Below are 19,103 nucleotides of genomic sequence, written 5' to 3'. Positions count from 1 at the left end.
AATATATTTTATTTGAAACTCCAATAGTTCCCTACTTACACCTTAGCGAATGAGCTTGATGACTTTGTCATTAATGATGGTGCATTGATTAAACTCTGCAAAACGCTTGAGCTCTTGCTCTAATTCGAAAAAGAAAAGCTCTTCATCTTTGATTGTTTTTTCTAGATGTAGACTAATCACCTCTAGCTCTTTTACCGTCCGATGTGCTTTGCAATCTATGCGGCCCACTAGCTCATCTTGATAAAGAATAGGTAAGCAAAAATAACCAAATACCCGTTTGGCTGCTGGTACATAACATTCGATCCGATAATCAAATTCAAATAAAGATGTTAAGCGATCACGATGAATCAGCGAGTTATCAAACGGTGAAAGTATTTTTAAGCCAAAATCAGTATTCACTTTTTGTTCTATTGCAGCTACATCGACATATAGAGTTTGCCCATCAACAAGTTTAATTGCTGACACTACACCCGCATCAACCTGCTCATTAAGCACTAAACGCATAGTTTCTTTTAAATCTTTTCCTTTTAAATGAACCAATTGTTTCCATGTAAATGCGCCATGTGCTCGAAGCGTTGTATTAAATAAATACTGCGCATATTCATGAAGCGTAGGCATACTTAAATCAATATTTTCAGGTAAGCAACGTTCGGTCAAATCATAGACTTTTTCCATTCCGTTACGTTCACAAATCATCAGGTCACCCTGCATGTATAACTGCTCAAAAGCACGGCGACCAGGACCTGTATTCCACCAACCACCCGAATTATTTTTATTATTCTTATCAATATCTCGTAATCGAATTCGACCCTCTGCACGAACGCGGGCTAAGATTTCATTCATGAGATGTTGATCACCTCTATTGAAATAACGGCTTTCTCCCTTTCTAACCGACATCATGGCAGGCAGCGCATAACGGTAATCTTTCATTGGTAGATAAGACGCCGCATGATACCAATATTCAAAAATCTGGCGCTCTCGAACCAAGTTATTTAAATGACTTAAATCATAATCAGGCACTCGATTCCATAATATATGGTGATGAGCGCGCTCAACGACCGATATGGTATCAATCTGCACATAACCCAAATGTTCAATAGCCTGTAAAATCCCCTCCACACCTTTTGCAAACGGACTAATCTTTCCTAAGCCTTGATTAAATAGAGCCAACCGTTTTAAAGATGAAGTCATAGAAAGCTCAATTGGCTAATCACTGAATCAATTTTAATGTCCTGTATTTTAGGTTCTGTAAACATATTTTTCTCTTTTTAATTTATATCATTCAAACTTTCGGCAATGAGTTTTTCTGCCATTTCTTGAGTTTTTCTTAATCCCGGCATGCGGAACTCAGTATGTCCATAATCTTGGATAGATTTCCAACGTCCGCCCCACGTGAGACCAACCGATTCAGCAACTTGTCCATATAAACGATAACCTTGCATAGCCCAAGGGTCTCTTTCAGAAATAACCACTTTTCCATTTCGCTTAAAGGCTATATCTGCCGCCAAACCAAATTGATGATAACTCTGATACCCTTTTGCTCTGGTCGTATTCGGATTACCCGCCAGCATATTCTGACGAACAGGACTACGATACCCCTCCAATAGAACCAACTCATAGCCATATTGTTCTTTCATAATTTTAAAAACCATGAGTAAACGCTGCTTATAGCGTGGGTTCATTTTGTTCCATTTACGATCTACTAAACTTGTATCTAAAATAGCTCGCCCATCGAAACTCGAATTATCAATAGGTGAAGAATTAATAGCGCCACTACTTTGAGCAGAATATTGTTGCTCTAATTGTGTGGCCTCTACAATCGCAGCTTCAATTAGGCTTTCATCCACTTCTGGTGGTGGTGATAATATTTCACCATTCAAAAGTGCATAAATTTGAGGATCTGTTTTTTTGAGATATTCAGCTTCAATTCGAGTTGAGCTAATAGGTCGAGTGAAAGCAAACACTAAAATACTGGCAAACAAGAAAAAGCCTGCAATGACAATCCACCACTGTTGTAAATGCCAATGGGATTGTAGCTTTTCAGGCGCAGCTGCCTGATTCATGGTTTGAGCAAATTGTCTAACTTGATTAAGCTGCTTACGACCTTGTGGCAGTAATGACAAAACAAAATCTTTGCTTCTACTCCTTAGCTCATAAGACATTAAAAACGCTAAACCAATTGCCAAGCATGTAAAGCAAAAGAAAATGAGAAAAATCATCATCAGTTCATTAATTCACGGCAAAAGGACTTCGTGTAATTTTAATATCTACCGATGCCTTAGGTGGTTCAACCTCAGCTTCTTGTTCGGCTGGAGCTTTATTCTCAACAACAGGTTTAACCTGTGCCACTTGTTGCTGTTGCGGTTTACTCACTGGTTTTTGTTGAGTAGGCTGCACTTTCGCTTGGGCCGTTTTAGGTATTGTCCCGGTTTGTAGTTGAGGCGCAGGCTGAACTTTCTTTTCACCCGTGAGCTGTTCATCGAACGGAGAAACTCGCTGTTCATTAGTAGTAGCGGACTTATGCGGAACAGGTTTAAAGATACTACTTAATTCATTATCTTTAGGTTGTTCAAAACCATCTCGGCTCATTGAATCTGTTTCGTTGTCTTGACTTACGGCAACCTGATTTTGTTCATCAGCAGAATCAGCAGTCTCTTGATTTAAAATCTGTTCTTCTGTTGATTTATTCTCAATTGCAGTTGATTCTGACGAATACGGTTGAGACAAGAACAGGAATAGCGAGATGCTTACGAACACCCCGGCAATAACACCAATGACAATATAAAGTATTGGTGATTTCGGCTTTTTTTTATTCGGCTGTAAAACTCGAATAGAAGTTGGTTTTTCCTGAGCCATTTCGTACCATCATCAAGGTAAATAAATTGTAATATGTGCTTGCTCTTGAGGAGCAGAAATCACATTTTGATAATTAGATAATGCTTTATCATTTTGATTATTCAGCATAAATCTTAGCCCTGCAAAGGTAAGAAATGCAAAAATCAATAAAAAAATCAAAATCCAGAAGAAAGGTACTTCGCGATGGATAATATTTCGTATCTGATCAGGAATTGCCGAGAACGGCGAAAATGCAACCTTTTTTCCTTTCAAATAGTCAATTTCGTCACCCACTCGTGATACTAAATGGTTGAGACTTTCTGTAGACTCGATTCGGTACTTGCCCTGAAAACCTAATAAAAGGCAGTAATGAAATACTTCTAAAGCAGCTAGACGTTCTTTTCCACGGCTACGTAATTGCTCCAAAATTTCAAAGAAGCGATAGCCCGCTAATTGAGAACCAAACAAGCTCAATTGTAATGGGCTAATCAACCAAGCATTTTGTAAATTAAAATAGCTTGGGTCTTGTTGCGTTACAATCGTTTCATCAATCAAAGCACAAAATGCATATTTAGAATCATGAATATCATCAGCTGAAAATTGCAACTTTTTGGCTTGTTGCTCAAATTGATTAAGTAAATTTAAGATTTTTTCACGAAACTGCTGCGCATCTGCTGGCACATACTGATTTCGAATTAAGAAAACCAAATAAAAGCCATCATGCAATAAATCAATAAGATTGATTGCCTGTAATTTTGTTTGAGACTGGCTATTATTGCTCCCACCTGTTCCAATTTGCCCATCATCAAATAAAGAAGGAGCACCTGTGGATTGTGACATTTTTCTCTCCTTTACCGTTAAGCGTTCATAACCGCAATCAATTCAATACTGATATCTTGGAAACCAGCCGGAACATAAATACAAATCGTCTCTGAATCTAACATGCGCTGATATAATTCATGATGTGGTTCAATTTCAAAATAGCTCACACCAGAGCGCACAGGAATAGCAGTTGGAACTTGAATTAAGTGATGCAATGGAATTGCAGGCAATGCAGCAACCACACGTTGCTCTACATCTAAAGTGCTACCAACCTTGAATCGTAAAGGTACAATCTGGATCAACTCATGTGTCTGCATTGCACTACTTGATACTGCAATATAAAGTCGAGTGTCTCGAGTAATCTTATCGGTCTCAAGACTTCCCACCCAATATGAAGGACGGATTTCTTTAAGTGCGATGCTGATGTAACGACTCGAAATAATCGTATCGAGTAAATCACGCAAAATTGTGTCTAACTGCGAAAAACTTTCTTGTAAATTATGGTGTTTATAGGCAGGTAATTGATCGACATCATAGGCCGTCGAGAAAGTTAATAATGAACCTGCTAAACGCAATAATTCAAAAAACAAACGCTCTGGATGAATTTGTGGATATTGCACAAAATGATTAAGCCCCGCATGAGCTGTATTTAATGCATTCACTAACCAGAATGAAACAATATCACCTGAACGAAATTCAATTAATTTCTGTTCATTTTCTCTGTTATTGGTTTGAATCGTCTTAATTTTTGCCTTAATAACGTTCAGTGTTCTTTTTAAATTTGAAATGAGTGTTTCAGATGCATCTACATGCAAAATTGGCGGAATAAACTTTCGGTCAATTTCAAAAGCACCTGAACTTTGACGCTTAATTTTTCCAATAGGCAAATATAAAAAGCCATCTAAATTATGGTCTGGATTACTATGTAGATCTAGTAATTTAAAAACAGCACGGCGGCGTAGCAAACTAATATCTGCTTCGGTAGCATTAGTAAATAAATCATGTGTCTCGACCAGATGAGATTGATATCTGCCCTTTTGCGCTTGGTTTTGATCAATGAGGTTTTGCTTATTTGCCTGTAATAATGGTAATGCTAAATAAATTAACATTTCACCACGTAAATTAAGATCATCCAATAAAATTGGCTCAGGCAATAAATCATATGCAGGAGCCTGATAAATTTCTCCGTCTTGCCAAATCATCTCGACAGACTCTAAAGCAAGAATATGCGTACTCAATTGAGACTCATCAAAACTCAACTTTTGAATACCGTACGAAAAAGGCACAACTGCCCGAACCGTATGATTTAGGCGTTGTTCATGATAGGTATCTTGAATTTGGAAATGTTGAGGTCTTAAAAATAAACCTTCGCCCCAAAGGACTTTTTCAGCTTTAAACATATGTCTTTACCAATCTTTATTCGTATTCATTTTTAGGTTGTACACCTAACATTTCCTGAACCATTTGTAATGGATGCTCATCTTTAATGACTTGTGCTAACCATTCATGTAACGGCATTTGACTCCATTTAATGGTTTTTTGAAGCATATAACTCACAGGGCTATGAGGCTCATTTGCTTGAAAGTAATCCGCGATTTCTTGCAGCACTTTCATTGCTTGCTCACGATTCGCCAAGTGTGTTTGAGCTTGAGGCTGAAAAGCAGGCTGATCTGAAACAACTTGTACAGGCACTTGATTTTCCATAGATGAGCTCGTGATGACTGTCGCCTGCTCTTGGATTGGCGCAAGCCCAGTACCAAAAGCTTCTGCTTTATAAATCTTGCGTAATGTGCTGTGAATGGTTTCAAATGCTGAATCAATTGCACCAAAACTCGGCGAGTCTAGTCCCATTAAATGATCAAGGGTTTGTTTTAGAACATCCCATTCAGTTAAGACTGAACTAAAATCTTGATAATTAGAATATTGAAAAGTTTTAGACGTATTAAAAATAGCTTGATCGAATTGTTCTAACTCCGATGGCCCCGACTGACTATCGTAATCTTCAGTTTGTTTACGGCGAACATTTTCGTGATATAGAAAATTATCGTAATCAAGCAAATTATAATAAGGAGCTGTATTGGTTAAAGAAACTTTCTTTAACAACATCGGAAGTTGATTAATTAAACCCTGTAATAACCCAATGCGCTGATCTAAGTCATCATCTTCGATAACAGGGTGAATTTCCTGCCAATATTGATTCAACATGGTATGACTTAAGGTTAAACCTTTAGCCATACCATCAAAACCATAAAGATGACTCCAAGCCTCTAAGAGCCAAGTTAATAGACGAATATCTTTTGTATTCTCTTTTAGCAAAACACTCGTTTTATTGGATACAAAGTCCCAATCGGCCTGTTTGCGCTCGGCAACCCAATCACCTTGATCTAGCAATAGATCATCTTGTGTCTTCGCTTTTTTTATTTCATGAAATTCATTAGAAAATGAAAAGTCGTCACCACACGGTAAGCTATCACTAATGGGTTCAAGGAGTTCAGAAATATTAATATTCATCTAATTTTAGCTCTATTCAATTTTAAACTTCTGACTTCAACTTTTTACTCGTCCTTTTTTTAGCAGCTTTCGCAACCGGATCTAGTAAATATTGAATTTCGTCATCTTTAGCATCAATCATGATAATTTTTGGCAATTTTTGCTCTGCTAAAGCCACCAAAATTTCTGTAGCCAATGCAGGTAACACCGTAGAATTTAAAATATTATCAACGTTACGAGCACCGCTATCGACTTCTGTGCAACGGCTTAAGAGTAGCTCTACCAAATCATCAGAATATTGGACTTGTGTGCCGTATTGTTTCTCAATTCTGGCTGTGATCTTGCCTAGCTTATGTTTAATGATTCGTACGAGTAAATCGTCGTGCAATGGGAAATACGGCACAACTCTCATTCGGCCTAAAAATGCAGGCTTGAATTGCTTGTACAAACTTGGTTTTAAATGGTCAATCAACTCTTCAGCTGTTGGCCATTCTTCTACAGGCGTATTTAAGCACGCTTGCATAATGGCACTTGAGCCAGCATTTGAAGTCAACAAAATAGTGGTGTTTTTAAAGTCAATAACTCGACCTTCACCATCTTCTAAAGTGCCTTTATCAAATACTTGATAAAACAGTTCCTGAACATCACTATGTGCTTTCTCAATTTCGTCAAGCAACACAACACTATAAGGATTACGGCGAACAGCTTCTGTTAAAACACCACCTTGACCATATCCCACATATCCAGGAGGTGCGCCTTTAAGTGAAGATACCGTATGTGCTTCTTGGTATTCCGACATATTAATCGTGATTAAATGCTGCTCACCACCATATAATTCATTTGCCAAAGTTAATGCAGTTTCAGTTTTCCCCACGCCACTTGGCCCAACCAAAAGAAAGACACCTTGTGGCTTATTAGGATCTTCAAGTTTTGCTTTTGAAGTTTTAATCCCTTGAACTAGTTGTGTGAGTGCATAATCTTGCCCCATTACACGTTCGCCCAATTTATCTTCAAGCGTTAATATCTGTTTAATTTCATCATTGACCATTTTTCCGACAGGAATACCAGTCCAATCAGAAATAATTTCATTAATGATTTGAGAGTTTACTCTTTCAAAAACTAATGGTTGCTGACCTTGAATTTCAGCAAGATCCTTACGCAGTAGATTGATCTGATCATAAGCCTCAGATTCATTAGAATGATTTTGTGCTTCTAATTTCTGAATTTTATGAACAAGTTCTAATTCTTTTTGCCACTGCTCTTGGGTTTCATCAATTTCTTTTTGCAAAGATTCTAAATTAATTTTTAAATTTTCTAATCGTTCATGATGAATTGGAATCTGACGATGCTCATTTTCTAAAATCTGCTGTTCAAGCTTTAAGTTATGTTCTTGTGCTTTTAACTGATCGAGTTTTACCGGTTGTGCATTTTGGGTTAATGCAACACGTGCTGCTGCTGTATCAAGCACACTCACTGCTTTATCTGGAAGTTGGCGACCACTAATATATCGATGTGAAGAATGAACCGCAGTAACGATCGCTTCATCATCAATTTGTAGATTAAAGTGCTGCTGCATCACAGGAATCATTGCACGTAACATATCAACGGCAACTTCTTCGGTTGGCTCTTCTACTTTTACCACTTGAAAACGTCGGCTCAAGGCAGCATCTTTTTCAAAGTATTGCTTGTATTCCGCCCATGTTGTTGCAGCAATGGTACGCAATTCACCACGTGCAAGTGCTGGTTTTAAAAGATTTGCAGCGTCATTTTGCCCTGCTTGCCCACCTGCACCAATTAAGGTATGTGCTTCATCAATAAATAAAATAATAGGATGGGCAGAAGCTTGAACTTCTTGAATCACTTGTTTTAAACGGTTCTCAAACTCGCCTTTAACACTTGCGCCAGCCTGTAACAGCCCCATATCAAGCACATGTAAATGGACATTTTTTAAGGCGCTAGGCACTAAACCTTGAGCAATTTTTAAAGCCAAACCTTCGACCACTGCTGTTTTACCAACCCCCGGTTCTCCAGTTAAGATCGGGTTATTTTGGCGTCGACGCATTAAAATATCGAGCATTAAGCGAATTTCATATTCACGCCCAATAACTGGATCTATACTGCCTTGTTTAGCTTTTTCAGTTAGATTAATCGTGTACTGATCAAGCGCAGGAGTTTTAACTACTTTTGTATTTGTTGTAGCGACTTCTTCTGGCTCATCTTCTTTCGAAAGTGTTTTTGTTTCATCTTGTTGTTCAACACTCTTCTCACAAATTTCAAGAAACTTATGTTTCATTGAGTCGATTGGTAAAAGGTCGAATAAACTCGAAGCTCGAGTGGCAATTTGATATAAATCAGGTGCAGTTAATAACGCAACTAATAAGTGACCACTACGAATAACTGGATTTTGCTCAGCGGAAGCCAATAACCAAGCTTGTTCAAACAAACGAACGATAGATTTAGCAAAAATAGGAGTTCGAGAATTACCTTTCGGTAATTGCGAAATTGTTTCTTTTAAATCATCAGCCAAAGCTTCAGGTGAAATTTTATATTTCTTTAATAAAATTTTTAAATCATTTTCTAGAGATTGATTAAGTAACTCTAAAAATAAATGTTCAATTTCAATTTCGTAATTCTGTTGAATAACACAAGCATTAGCCGATTTTTCTAAAGCAGTACGCGCAACTGTAGAAAGTTTTGTAATTAAAATTTTTAAATTACTCATCATTACTCTCAATATTTTTAAATAATTTAATGCTTAAAATCATAATGCCTGTATATTAACAAAATTCAGCTTTATCAGACAAACTACTCATCATTTCAAGCGTTAATATGTTCTAGTAGATATTTATATAAAATATCTCTACCCTTATCCTTGATTAACTAAACTCTGTTTTGGCAATAATTTACAGCCGCATGATAATGAATCATTTACACGCGCTCCAGATTTTCCCATAACAAGCATATTCGGATCACCCGATACAATCGTAGAAACCGTTTTATGTAACGGACAAGTGGCCTTGTCTCCTACACACGCAATTGCAATTCCTTCAATTAAAAACGTACTGTTCCCTGAAATGACTTGCCCTCCACCAGTGGTTGGGCATCCAATCGTAATGTAAGGGCTAGCCATGTTCTTCTCCTTATATTTATAGAACAGTAAACTCAATTCGACGGTTTTTCTTTCTTCCTTCTGGAGACGTATTATCTGCAACTGGCTTAGAGGAACCTAAACCTTCTGTAGATAAATGGTCTGCCGGAATACTTTTACTAATTAAATAGTTTTTCACTGCCAAAGCACGATCTTGACTAAGTTTTAAGTTTTTAGTCGCATCGCCAGAACTATCTGTATGTCCAATGATTTTGACTTTTTTACCACCCACTTTGTTTAAAGCAATAGCCATCTCATCTAGAATTTTTTGACCCGCATCAGTTAAAACTGCACTACCAGATTCAAACTCAATAATTCGATTTTTCAATGCATCATCAATAATTTTCTGCTCAGCCTGATTGACTGATAACTGTGAATACAGTTGATATGGTGGCTGAACTAACCCTTGAAAAGACTGAATAGTCGGCTGGATATCTGCTGGATTCAGCATTTTTCCACTCAACTCAAATCGAGTACCGTTTACACTTAATTTACCTTGCGAGACTTTTTTTAGGTCAGGTGTAATAACTCGTGTAACCGAATCACTCCATCCATTTGGAGCAGCTACAGGTCTAACTTGTATTTTATCTACAACCTGATCTGCGCCATAAACAGACTGCATTTTTAATAAGATAGCCTGCTTACTGGCTTCGTTAGGAACTACGCCTTCTACAACAATGGGCTGAGCCAAAGCATAATTAGCTACGGCATAGATAAGACAGCCTTTTATGAGCTGTGAAAGTTTAGTCTGATATCGTTTATTCATTATTATTCACCCAAAAAAAGTCTGTCTAAATAGTTTTAAGCCTTGATTTAAACTTAATTGCCGTTGGCATAATGATTGTTCTAGCGTAGCTAAACCAGCATTCTGCTCCAAGTAAGTATCAATCCACTGAGCCTCTATTAAAGAAACCCAATGTTTACTATCCATATTCTGAGTAAAAATATCGCTAAGGGCTAAAATATCAGCACCTTGAAAACCGAAGAATAATACGGGCTGCTCTCGATGTAACAAACCTATCAGCACCTCAGTATTATGTTCCTTTAAAAACCGACAAATAATACTGCCCCAAAAGGCCGCTATTTCATAACTGTAAGCCGGATTATTAATAGGCAAAATCAAAACTTTATTTAACCGACTAGTTCCATTTTGTAAAATTGGCTGTAGTAATAATCCCAGCCCAATCATACTTTGCGCTAACTCATAAATACTTAGCTTCATTAACTGGGCAAATGAATGCATCGTATGATTTTCATAAAAGCCTACACATTCTCGTTCAGTTAAAACCTGAATTTGATTTTGTAAGTGACCTAATTTTCCCAGTAACAAATCTGAATCTTTAATGCCTTTTAAAGCACGATTGTTTTGAAATAAATCAACAAGTACATGTTTATAGCTATAGGGCGCATATAACAAATTATCATACGGCAAATCAATTTCTAATAAATGGCTCAGCACCATTGGAAAAGATCGACCTGAACTATCTTCACTTGCGAGTAAGTTCGCAACCAAAAACATATTTTCTTTCGGATTTGCAATAAAGAAATCCAGTGAAGGCAACGTGCTATAAGCTTCTTTAAAGCTGCCCGATTGCATCGCATATTCCAATGCTTCAGTAATCCACTGATCAAGCAACTGTATTAAGGCATTCTGACCTTTTGTTTTTAAAAAGTCGCCTCGTGCAGGACTTTTGCCGTAATACAAAGGAGTGGTTTTTAATGTTTGCATTATTGCTCCTCCTTTCGCATAGAGGTTATTTTCCATATCATGGTTTAACTCCCGCAGAAGGCTGAGCGAGTGCTGCAACAGGATTTTCAGTTCTTGCTGGAGCGGCAGCTTGAGCTGGCGCTTGCTGAGCAGACACCACTCGAGCTGCTTTATCGGCAGTGACTTTATCAACCAGTTGCATACCAGAATAACCACGGCTTGAACCAATGCTGCCTGAATTACTGCTGATTAGGCGGAAATTCATTTTTACAACTAATGATGGGTCGGTCTTACTACGCCACAGCATTTCAAATCCACCATTTTGTTCTTTACGTTGAGCACTATCAATTAAACGGTTAATACCATATTCACCTGGCTCATCAAAAATCGTGTGCGTTTGACCTTGTAAATCTACTGCGGTGATACGAGCACCTGGAATGCTTCCTTGGTTTGGCCAAATAAAGTTAACCCACTGTTGAACACCATTTTCATAAGTCATACGCTGACCATCAATATCAACGGTATATGAAAGCAATTGTGGATTTGGAATTGGGTAGAACTGGAAGTTAGATTGGTTGGTTGCGGGTGCCGCTGGAGCTTGAGCATTCAACTCACCTGTTGCCATACCATTCGCCGGAGTAACGTATCTTTGGAAATTCATGACGAATTGAGGATTTAAACTAATTCCTAAATCTTTCCATGTCTTAGACGTTAACGTATAACCACGACGGATCACAAATGGATCAAGACTTTCTTTTACAAAGCGTGAAATGCTGCCATTTTCACCCAAGATTTGACCAATTTCACTGCTTGTAGCTTGCAAAGAAGCTGATGAGTTAAATGGATATTTCTTAGCAAGATTTGCTGTAAATGGTTGATAAGCTTGCATTACCCACAATTTATTAATTTCATCTTGTGTCGGTGTAATTAAGCTCTCGAAAGATTGTGTAAGTGGACTAACTACTAATTTTTGTAGTAATCGCTGATCAATTTCATTGAAACCAACCGCCATTTTTTCATCTACAATTTTTTGTGTCTGGTTAAATACAGAAGTCTGCTCATTTAGGGTTTGCTTGACTAATGTCATCGCATTAGGCCCAATTTCACCAGCATTCTTAAGCTCATTAAACTTGCTACGAACTAGAGCTAAATTTGTCATATATTCATCAAGCAATGATTTACCTTGTTGATCATCGCGTTTGCGAACCAACTGATAGAACATTTGGTACTCTTGAGAAATAGCGCCCTGAGCATTTGTTGCCACTTGATTAGCAACCTTATCGTCATGATTTAAAACTTTACGTTTAAACCACGCAACAAATCCTTTTTGTGGAGCTGCGAGCTCTGCTTGCACAACTGGATTATCCCAGTTTGTTTCGATTGCAACTCGTTCAATTAAGGTACGAATCGGAGAATTTTGCGGCTCACCCAAAACATCAATATTTTTTACTTGCTGAGCAAATTGGCCAGCTTTAGCATAATGAATACCACTTAAGAACTTTCTCCATTCCGCAATATATTCTTGCTTATAGAGTGCTGTCAGTTGTTTTCTAATTTGTTCAGGACTGCCTGAGAAAGTTAAATCATCAGATTGACGGCTATTTAGCACCCAGTCTTTACTATCTGTTGGCTTATCCGCGGCTTCTTCAATCGCTTTTTCTACATAGTCATTCCATGCTTTTTGGGTAAATACACCAGGCAATGCATAACTACCCAATACAACATTTTTATTTGCTTCCCCTACAATTTGACTTACGGTCAGCGCAGGGAAACGTACCGCAGCACGCATTTTTATTTCATTATAAACACGATCACGGGCAGGCATTCCTCTCACAACAGAAAGCAATACTTGGCGTGTTTGATCAACAATTTGCGAATCTGCATCTAAAATTGGGAATTCTTTATCATTCGCTAAAGTCATTGCATATGACAAGATCTGTTCAGCTTCCTGAATCATATCTGCACGTGGCATTGGGCCTTTATTTGCATCTAACCAAGAGCGCCAGAAACGCGTAACCTGATCGCTTAGATGACTTGCATCCATATATTGTGGATTACTCATCATCAAATATGCTTTTAATGCGTTATACGCATCTTGAGGATTTGTGTCTGAAGGTTCTAAATATTGTTGAGTTTGAGCGGTTTGCTTAATTTCAACATTCGTATGATTGGCTTTTAATGTTGCTTCATTATTTTTTACACGTTGCAAATATTGAGCAATATTTTGCTGTGTCGGGGTTAAAACAATTTGCTTAACACCTTTTAAATATTCAGCTTTTAACTTTTCACGAAGCTCATTGCCCTGATATAAACCAAAACTAAACTTAAGTGGTCTATTTTCATCAAACTCATCTAATTGCTGTAGACGTCTTTGAAGAATAAGTAAAGCTTCTAACTGGGTTGACAATTGCTGGCCCGAAGCTTTTTCTAACTGAACGACTTTATTTAAATCAGCTTGGACTTCGGCAATCAATTGCTGGTTATTGCGATATGACCAAACCCAAACACCCAGAATAATTGAAACACCTGCCAAAGCACCAATAAATGCAATGTAGCGTTGACGTTTTCTGCCAGCATTTACATGCTGCTTCACAAGGTCTTTATCTTTTAAAATAACATCTGAAAACAGACCATTTAAGAAATAACCATGGTTAGGGGTAATTTTTGAATGATCTTTTAAATCAGTTTGAGCAATCTGAGTCAGTTGGAATTCTTGGGCAATTTGCTCAGTCATTGGACTTTCAATTACACCTTCTTGCAAAGCACTAGTGAAGTAGAACCCACGGAAAACAGGTTGAAATTGATATGGATTATCTTCAAAAAGTGTCGCAATAAAGCTCTTTAAAGCTGGTTTTAATGTTTTAAATTCTAATGGGAAAGTCATTACACTTGGAGAGATATTCTGCGAATGACGACGACTTAAATGAGTCGAGCTTACCCCTTTTAGACCATCGTAAAGAATATTGTAATGTTTCTCGAACAAATCTACGGCATTATGCGAAGAACTCTGGTCATACGGAAGCGTCGCTCCCCAAGCTTGGTTATATTCCTGAGCTTCATAAAATTCAAAAAACTCTGTAAAACCTGCAATCAAATCCATCTTTGAAAAGACTAAATAGACAGGAACAACGACTTCTAAACGTTCAGTTAGGTCTTGAATACGAGCACGTAAATTTTTAGCAAGCTTTAACGAATTTTCAGGACTTTGACTAATCAGCTCGGCAATACTGACAATTAAAATCAAACCATTGACTGGAGCTTTAGAACGGTTCTTTTTTAAAATATTTAAGAAACCTAGCCACTCAGAATGATCTTCGCTATACACAGAATAGCGACCTGCAGTATCAAGTAAGATACCTTCTGTAGAGAAAAACCAGTCACAATTTCGAGTACCGCTTAAACCAGCAGATACCATTTTTTGATGCGTTTCTTCAAAAGGAAACTTTAAACCAGAATTATAAATAGCTGAACTTTTACCTGCGGCTGGGTTACCAATAACCATATACCAAGGAAGTTCATAAAGTGCAGCATTTCCTTTTTTATCACCCAACTTAGATTTACGAATCAGTTGAATTGATTCTTTCATTTGTTGATTAACAAGCTGAAGCTCTTCTTTATCTTTATTTTTTCCGTACTCAGCTTGATTATCTTTTTCAATCGCTTCAGCTAACTCTTCACCTTGAGCAGCATGTTTTCTTCGTTGAATAAGCCAATAGATACCATAAACAATAAGACCCAAAGCATAGGCAGTCGCTAAAGCCCAGAATATATGACGGGGAATTGAAGTATATGAAGACATCAATGCCACGAACAATGACAAGGCGATAATTGCTTTAGGATTCGTGATGTACTGCCACAAGTAGCCTAAAATTGTATGCATTCTATTCTCGTTCTAAGTCCAAAGTTTAAATTAGTTATTCAACACCATCACATCATCTTCTGAATTTTCGGTGACACTCTGCACAAACGTATGTGCTGACACCGTATTTTCACCAAAGACAAAAGGAATGATATGTTCAGGAAAATGCATACTCAGCATAAAGCCATAAATATCAGCTAAATGTTGGGTATGCCCTAAAGAAGATTTCACATAAATATAGTGATGTGGTTCTACAGGTGTTTGAAGAAAGTGTTGCTGCAATTTCTTCGAAACTTTTATATCCGTCTGATCTGACAATATCAGCACATAAGGCTCTTCACCTTCATGCTGAGGTAAATCATGAAATTCAAAATGAGTAAAAAGCTTCGCTGTATCTTGTTGACATACAACAACTTTCAGATTTTTAGTAGGTTCTAATTCTTGAATTTTTACTAAAGGATCTGCAAGTAAACAGCTTGCTGCAAATTCAGCAGGAATATAATCTTTAATCATCCAAGATTTTTCATCGACCAGATCTTGATCAATTTCTGAATCAGCCACGACTAAAAAGAACATCTCATGCTCTCTTTTATGAATACCTTTTAATAAATGTATTAACTCTTGGTAAGCTAATTGCTCTCCAAAAAAATGATATTCAATGTGAATTTTTTGTGGAGCAATACCAATCTCAGCAAAGAACTCTAAAATTAGTTCATTACTTTGATCATCATTCCAGATATGTAGTAAATCCTCCGAAAGAAGGATGTGTAGATTTAAACGATTTAAACGGTAAACTTCGACTACAGGCATTTGAGCATCGTCATATTCAGACTCGGGATCAACCCATGCCGGATGCATATGATATTCACGAGCTTGCTGCGACTCATAAAATAAAGTTGAACGTTTTAAATGCTCTGCAACAAGATATAAGTTTTCTATATTTTGTTCTAATTGTTGTTGTATTAATGACATCATACGAACTTGTCTTGGAGATGAGTAATCACTCTCCTCATGATTATCTTCATCCAAGTCTTTAATACGATAAGATAAAAGAGGTAATCCGTAAGAGTTTAACAATTGATCATCCAGCTCTGGACTTTTAAAGTTTTGTAGCTGCTCAATAATTGCTTCATTCTCACCCAACGCATGCACCGCAAAAGCAGAGTAAATATTGAAATCTAGCTGTTCTAATGGTTGATCAGTTACTACATTTTGATTTGGATTAGCATCATCTTTATTTTGACTTATAGCTTGTTCTTTCTTGTCTTTGTAAGTTTTATAGGCGCTGTAAATTAACCAAGGTGATAAGATCACCAAGGTAATAATTGCAGGTAACATTAAGAAATAAAGGAAAAAATCACCTTTATCAGGATTATATTGAACGTCACGCCAATAGAAAATAATAATTCCACTAACTACTGTAAAAATAGCAATAAATGAGAGTAATATTTTTTTAATCATATTTTCTCTCCAATAAGGCTATAGCAAGTTTCATGACTATGCACTTTAGGTTGTTGTGATATAAGAAAAGAACCCTGCCCCAAACCATTCTGATTATGATGAGTTAGACAAATAGGTTGTATTTCAGACTCATCTAATACGAGTCGAAGATCTATCGACAAAGTTGGACTACACCAAGTTTCTACAATTTTTTTTAGTTTTAAACTTAACTCTTGATTTGGAAGAAAATTTAAATATTGCTGACGTTTTAATGGTCCAATCTGAATTTCGATTTTTCCATCAATTTGCTGAATGGTTTCCCCACAAAATGTATTAACACCAAGTAGGCTCGGCAGAGCTCCACCTAAAGTGGTTAATTGGTCACTCGCCAACTTAAAAGATTCTTGTATAAACTCTTTAATTGTAATTTCATGCTTAAAAATACACGACAGCATCGTTTTTAATGCATGAACTGTATTATTCTGGCCCTGCATTAATCCAGAAAACTCTGCAAAATAGTCATCAAGCTCTGTTTGCTGATGTTGCGATCGCACATAGCCATTCAACGCATGCAGAATATCTAAATAATCGTTTTTATGTTCAGTCTCATATCGAATTGGCAAATTATATGTAATGCTGGACTCTACATATTGAGCGGTAAGCTTATGGTTAAATAAACTCAGAAACTCTTTAGTTTCAGCTCTTTGCTGCCGTGGGGCCTGTTTAATCTTATTGGTATATGTATAAGGTAAAGCACCTTGTATGCCTGTAAGGCCAACAATCAAATTAGTGATATAAACCCGCTCATTCGATAATTCTAAATTTTCAATTTCAGTAGCAGGGAAATTTAAATTAAAGGATGTCTCAAACTTGAAATAATCACTCCAAGATGAACCAACTGCGTGACTTGAATCGTGCCTTAATAGACGTGTTGCCTGAATAAATTCAAAAGACTTTGGCTTTGTAAACAACTCAGCTGTTATAGAAGAGTCTTGCCACCAACGTTCTGACTGCATTGGTATAACTCCTGCTGAGATGAATAATCCTTAACAACCAAATCAACAAAACTATTAATTTGAACCTTTAAATTAAAAACACGACTTAACAATTGACTAAAAATGTATAGGCTATGACCTCTAAATACAGATGAATCAATTTGCAACTCGGCCTTCACGCCCCTTACAAACATTGGAAATGGTTTACAATCTACCAGTTTATGAGTAAGTGAAAATTCAAGATGTTCAATTGATTCAATAATTAGATAATTTTCTTTTGATAACGGTAAGTTATATAAAGCAAGTAATTCTTTAATATGAGATACCGCATCACCTTTCATTAAAGCTAAACTATTTAATGAAAGGTGCGAAATAACCCGCCACTGTTCACTCTGGCTTTGTCCAAATTGATAAGGTTTGGTCGGTCTTTTTAAAACAATGGCACGTCTAGCGAGGCTACTATCATTTAAGTTCAATATGTTATTAGATTGCCCCAATGCTTCGTGTGGTAAGTCACGATTTGAGCACAATAATTTTGTACTAATAAAATCTGAACGTGTTGAAGAAGGATTTAAATTTTTAGAAATAATTGAATATCCCATTTCAACGAAATTCGGTTGTAGTTTTTGATAGTTGACCGAATAGAAAAAGCGAGCCTTGTCTGCATGGTAATGACTCATCGCAAAAAAAGGCAGCACAGGAACATAACTTTCTTCGTGACTGGTTTTTTCACGCACCATATTCATTTCAGTAATTGAATAGACTTGATAAAACTCAGGATGATGCGCATCTGTAATTAATGGATATTCTAATTGCTTGTGTACGATTTTTTGAGGTTCAGCATATTTTTCAAATAAATTAATGACTGGTGTAGTAAATAATTTAAAATTAGCAACATTCAACTCAGAATAATTTCGAACCACGGCTTGATCATTTAAATTTAATTTAAAATGAATCAGGAGTTCAAACTCACTACCTTCTAGAGATAGATTCTTTAAAAAGTCTAAATCCAACTTAAGATAATTGAATTTTTCAGGAAAACAGAAATACTCCATGAGTAAACGATACGCATGATGAGTATGTTGATCGAGTGGCAATAGACTTTCTTGTTCTGAAAAACCAGTTAACTCAAATGGATTTTTATCCAGCGCTATAACTTTCTGCCCTATTTTGATGGCAAAAGTTGTTCCCTTCTTAAAAATACTATCTAGTACTTGAAGCGGAAAATTAGAAATTGCATCTAAATAAATAGGCAGTTTTTCATTTATTAAACATAAATGAGCATGATTAAAAATTTCGAATTTAAAATTTAAAGTCGCATTTTGGCTCAAATGCATATGTGCACTTGGTGTACTTTTAAACTCTAGCGCTTGCAACGTTATTGGGAGTAATTTGACTTCTTGCGTAGTATTAAACTCACATTGAACCCCCTTAAAACTACGAGACTTCAAAACCGTATGTGCAGGCACAACATGGGCTTGTGTGAGCTGTTTAATTTTATTTATATCTTCGAAACTTACTACCGAACAAGCTGGAAAGTGTCTCAGGTATTGAGGAAACATCACCTCAAATAAAGAACGTGTAAATACGTCATAACTATCAGCAAGTTTTTTATCAATGCGGGCAGCAATTAATGAAAACGCCTGTATAAGACGCTCAATATGCGGGTCATCAATCTGCTCTTGATTTAAAGATAAGCGTTGAGCAATTTTCGGATATTTTTGGGCAAATTCTCGAGATTGCTGACCAAATTCTTGTAGTTGTTTTTCGTAAAACGGTAAAAGCTCTTCTATCACAACACACCCA

14 protein-coding genes are annotated in these 19,103 nt (G+C 36.8%); all 14 read right to left on the bottom strand.

What is annotated here, in order from left to right:
* Positions 1–42 precede the first annotated feature (42 nt).
* Positions 43–1,191 carry a winged helix-turn-helix domain-containing protein gene (locus tag MSG66_RS04705; protein ID WP_324652637.1) on the bottom strand — a complete coding sequence of 383 codons (1,149 nt, stop codon included), beginning with the start codon at positions 1,189–1,191 and terminating at the stop codon, positions 43–45.
* A gap of 77 nt (positions 1,192–1,268) precedes the next feature.
* Positions 1,269–2,222: a M15 family metallopeptidase gene (locus MSG66_RS04700; RefSeq protein ID WP_197730909.1), complete on the bottom strand. Its 954-nt coding sequence runs from the start codon at positions 2,220–2,222 to the stop codon at positions 1,269–1,271.
* Positions 2,223–2,229: 7 nt separating this feature from the next.
* On the bottom strand, positions 2,230–2,856 hold the full coding sequence (locus tag MSG66_RS04695; protein WP_324652635.1) for a hypothetical protein: 627 nt from the start codon (positions 2,854–2,856) through the stop codon (positions 2,230–2,232).
* 12 nt (positions 2,857–2,868) lie between these two features.
* Entirely contained in the window at positions 2,869–3,675 is an 807-nt protein-coding gene (icmH, locus tag MSG66_RS04690) for a type IVB secretion system protein IcmH/DotU (protein ID WP_324652633.1), read from the bottom strand.
* A 17-nt stretch (positions 3,676–3,692) separates the two neighbouring features.
* Positions 3,693–5,057, bottom strand: a complete 1,365-nt coding sequence (gene tssK / locus MSG66_RS04685; RefSeq protein ID WP_262471592.1) for a type VI secretion system baseplate subunit TssK — start codon at positions 5,055–5,057, stop codon at positions 3,693–3,695.
* 16 nt (positions 5,058–5,073) lie between these two features.
* Positions 5,074–6,168 carry a type VI secretion system protein TssA gene (gene tssA / locus MSG66_RS04680; RefSeq protein ID WP_262471591.1) on the bottom strand — a complete coding sequence of 365 codons (1,095 nt, stop codon included), beginning with the start codon at positions 6,166–6,168 and terminating at the stop codon, positions 5,074–5,076.
* A 22-nt stretch (positions 6,169–6,190) separates the two neighbouring features.
* Positions 6,191–8,872 (bottom strand): type VI secretion system ATPase TssH, encoded by a 2,682-nt coding sequence (gene tssH, locus MSG66_RS04675; RefSeq protein ID WP_324652629.1) that lies wholly within the window; start codon positions 8,870–8,872, stop codon positions 6,191–6,193.
* A 141-nt stretch (positions 8,873–9,013) separates the two neighbouring features.
* Positions 9,014–9,277, bottom strand: a complete 264-nt coding sequence (locus tag MSG66_RS04670; RefSeq protein WP_042897393.1) for a PAAR domain-containing protein — start codon at positions 9,275–9,277, stop codon at positions 9,014–9,016.
* Between the two features lie 16 nt (positions 9,278–9,293).
* Entirely contained in the window at positions 9,294–10,061 is a 768-nt protein-coding gene (locus MSG66_RS04665; protein WP_324652627.1) for an OmpA family protein, read from the bottom strand.
* Positions 10,062–10,067: 6 nt separating this feature from the next.
* Entirely contained in the window at positions 10,068–11,024 is a 957-nt protein-coding gene (gene tagF, locus MSG66_RS04660) for a type VI secretion system-associated protein TagF (protein WP_324652625.1), read from the bottom strand.
* Between the two features lie 37 nt (positions 11,025–11,061).
* On the bottom strand, positions 11,062–14,883 hold the full coding sequence (gene tssM, locus MSG66_RS04655; RefSeq protein WP_324652623.1) for a type VI secretion system membrane subunit TssM: 3,822 nt from the start codon (positions 14,881–14,883) through the stop codon (positions 11,062–11,064).
* A 30-nt stretch (positions 14,884–14,913) separates the two neighbouring features.
* A complete protein-coding gene (locus tag MSG66_RS04650) occupies positions 14,914–16,323 on the bottom strand; it encodes a hypothetical protein (RefSeq protein ID WP_324652621.1) in 1,410 nt (469 codons plus the stop codon).
* On the bottom strand, positions 16,320–17,318 hold the full coding sequence (tssG, locus tag MSG66_RS04645; RefSeq protein WP_133974260.1) for a type VI secretion system baseplate subunit TssG: 999 nt from the start codon (positions 17,316–17,318) through the stop codon (positions 16,320–16,322). Before tssG ends, MSG66_RS04650 begins: the two co-directional genes overlap by 4 nt.
* Positions 17,282–19,093, bottom strand: a complete 1,812-nt coding sequence (gene tssF / locus MSG66_RS04640; protein ID WP_324652618.1) for a type VI secretion system baseplate subunit TssF — start codon at positions 19,091–19,093, stop codon at positions 17,282–17,284. Before tssF ends, tssG begins: the two co-directional genes overlap by 37 nt.
* Positions 19,094–19,103: the final 10 nt, after the last annotated feature.

This window comes from Acinetobacter sp. IK31 (assembly GCF_035615195.1).
Taxonomy (GTDB): domain Bacteria; phylum Pseudomonadota; class Gammaproteobacteria; order Pseudomonadales; family Moraxellaceae; genus Acinetobacter; species Acinetobacter calcoaceticus_C.
This window is presented reverse-complemented; position numbering and strand designations above follow the sequence as displayed.

What these genes read in the sequence shown, in the direction of transcription:
- MSG66_RS04705 (WP_324652637.1), bottom strand. Translation starts at nt 1,191, where the DNA reads ATGACTTCATCTTTAAAACGGTTGGCTCTATTTAATCAAGGCTTAGGA.
- MSG66_RS04700 (WP_197730909.1), bottom strand. Translation starts at nt 2,222, where the DNA reads ATGATGATTTTTCTCATTTTCTTTTGCTTTACATGCTTGGCAATTGGT.
- MSG66_RS04695 (WP_324652635.1), bottom strand. Translation starts at nt 2,856, where the DNA reads ATGGCTCAGGAAAAACCAACTTCTATTCGAGTTTTACAGCCGAATAAA.
- icmH (WP_324652633.1), bottom strand. Translation starts at nt 3,675, where the DNA reads ATGTCACAATCCACAGGTGCTCCTTCTTTATTTGATGATGGGCAAATT.
- tssK (WP_262471592.1), bottom strand. Translation starts at nt 5,057, where the DNA reads ATGTTTAAAGCTGAAAAAGTCCTTTGGGGCGAAGGTTTATTTTTAAGA.
- tssA (WP_262471591.1), bottom strand. Translation starts at nt 6,168, where the DNA reads ATGAATATTAATATTTCTGAACTCCTTGAACCCATTAGTGATAGCTTA.
- tssH (WP_324652629.1), bottom strand. Translation starts at nt 8,872, where the DNA reads ATGATGAGTAATTTAAAAATTTTAATTACAAAACTTTCTACAGTTGCG.
- MSG66_RS04670 (WP_042897393.1), bottom strand. Translation starts at nt 9,277, where the DNA reads ATGGCTAGCCCTTACATTACGATTGGATGCCCAACCACTGGTGGAGGG.
- MSG66_RS04665 (WP_324652627.1), bottom strand. Translation starts at nt 10,061, where the DNA reads ATGAATAAACGATATCAGACTAAACTTTCACAGCTCATAAAAGGCTGT.
- tagF (WP_324652625.1), bottom strand. Translation starts at nt 11,024, where the DNA reads ATGCAAACATTAAAAACCACTCCTTTGTATTACGGCAAAAGTCCTGCA.
- tssM (WP_324652623.1), bottom strand. Translation starts at nt 14,883, where the DNA reads ATGCATACAATTTTAGGCTACTTGTGGCAGTACATCACGAATCCTAAA.
- MSG66_RS04650 (WP_324652621.1), bottom strand. Translation starts at nt 16,323, where the DNA reads ATGATTAAAAAAATATTACTCTCATTTATTGCTATTTTTACAGTAGTT.
- tssG (WP_133974260.1), bottom strand. Translation starts at nt 17,318, where the DNA reads ATGCAGTCAGAACGTTGGTGGCAAGACTCTTCTATAACAGCTGAGTTG.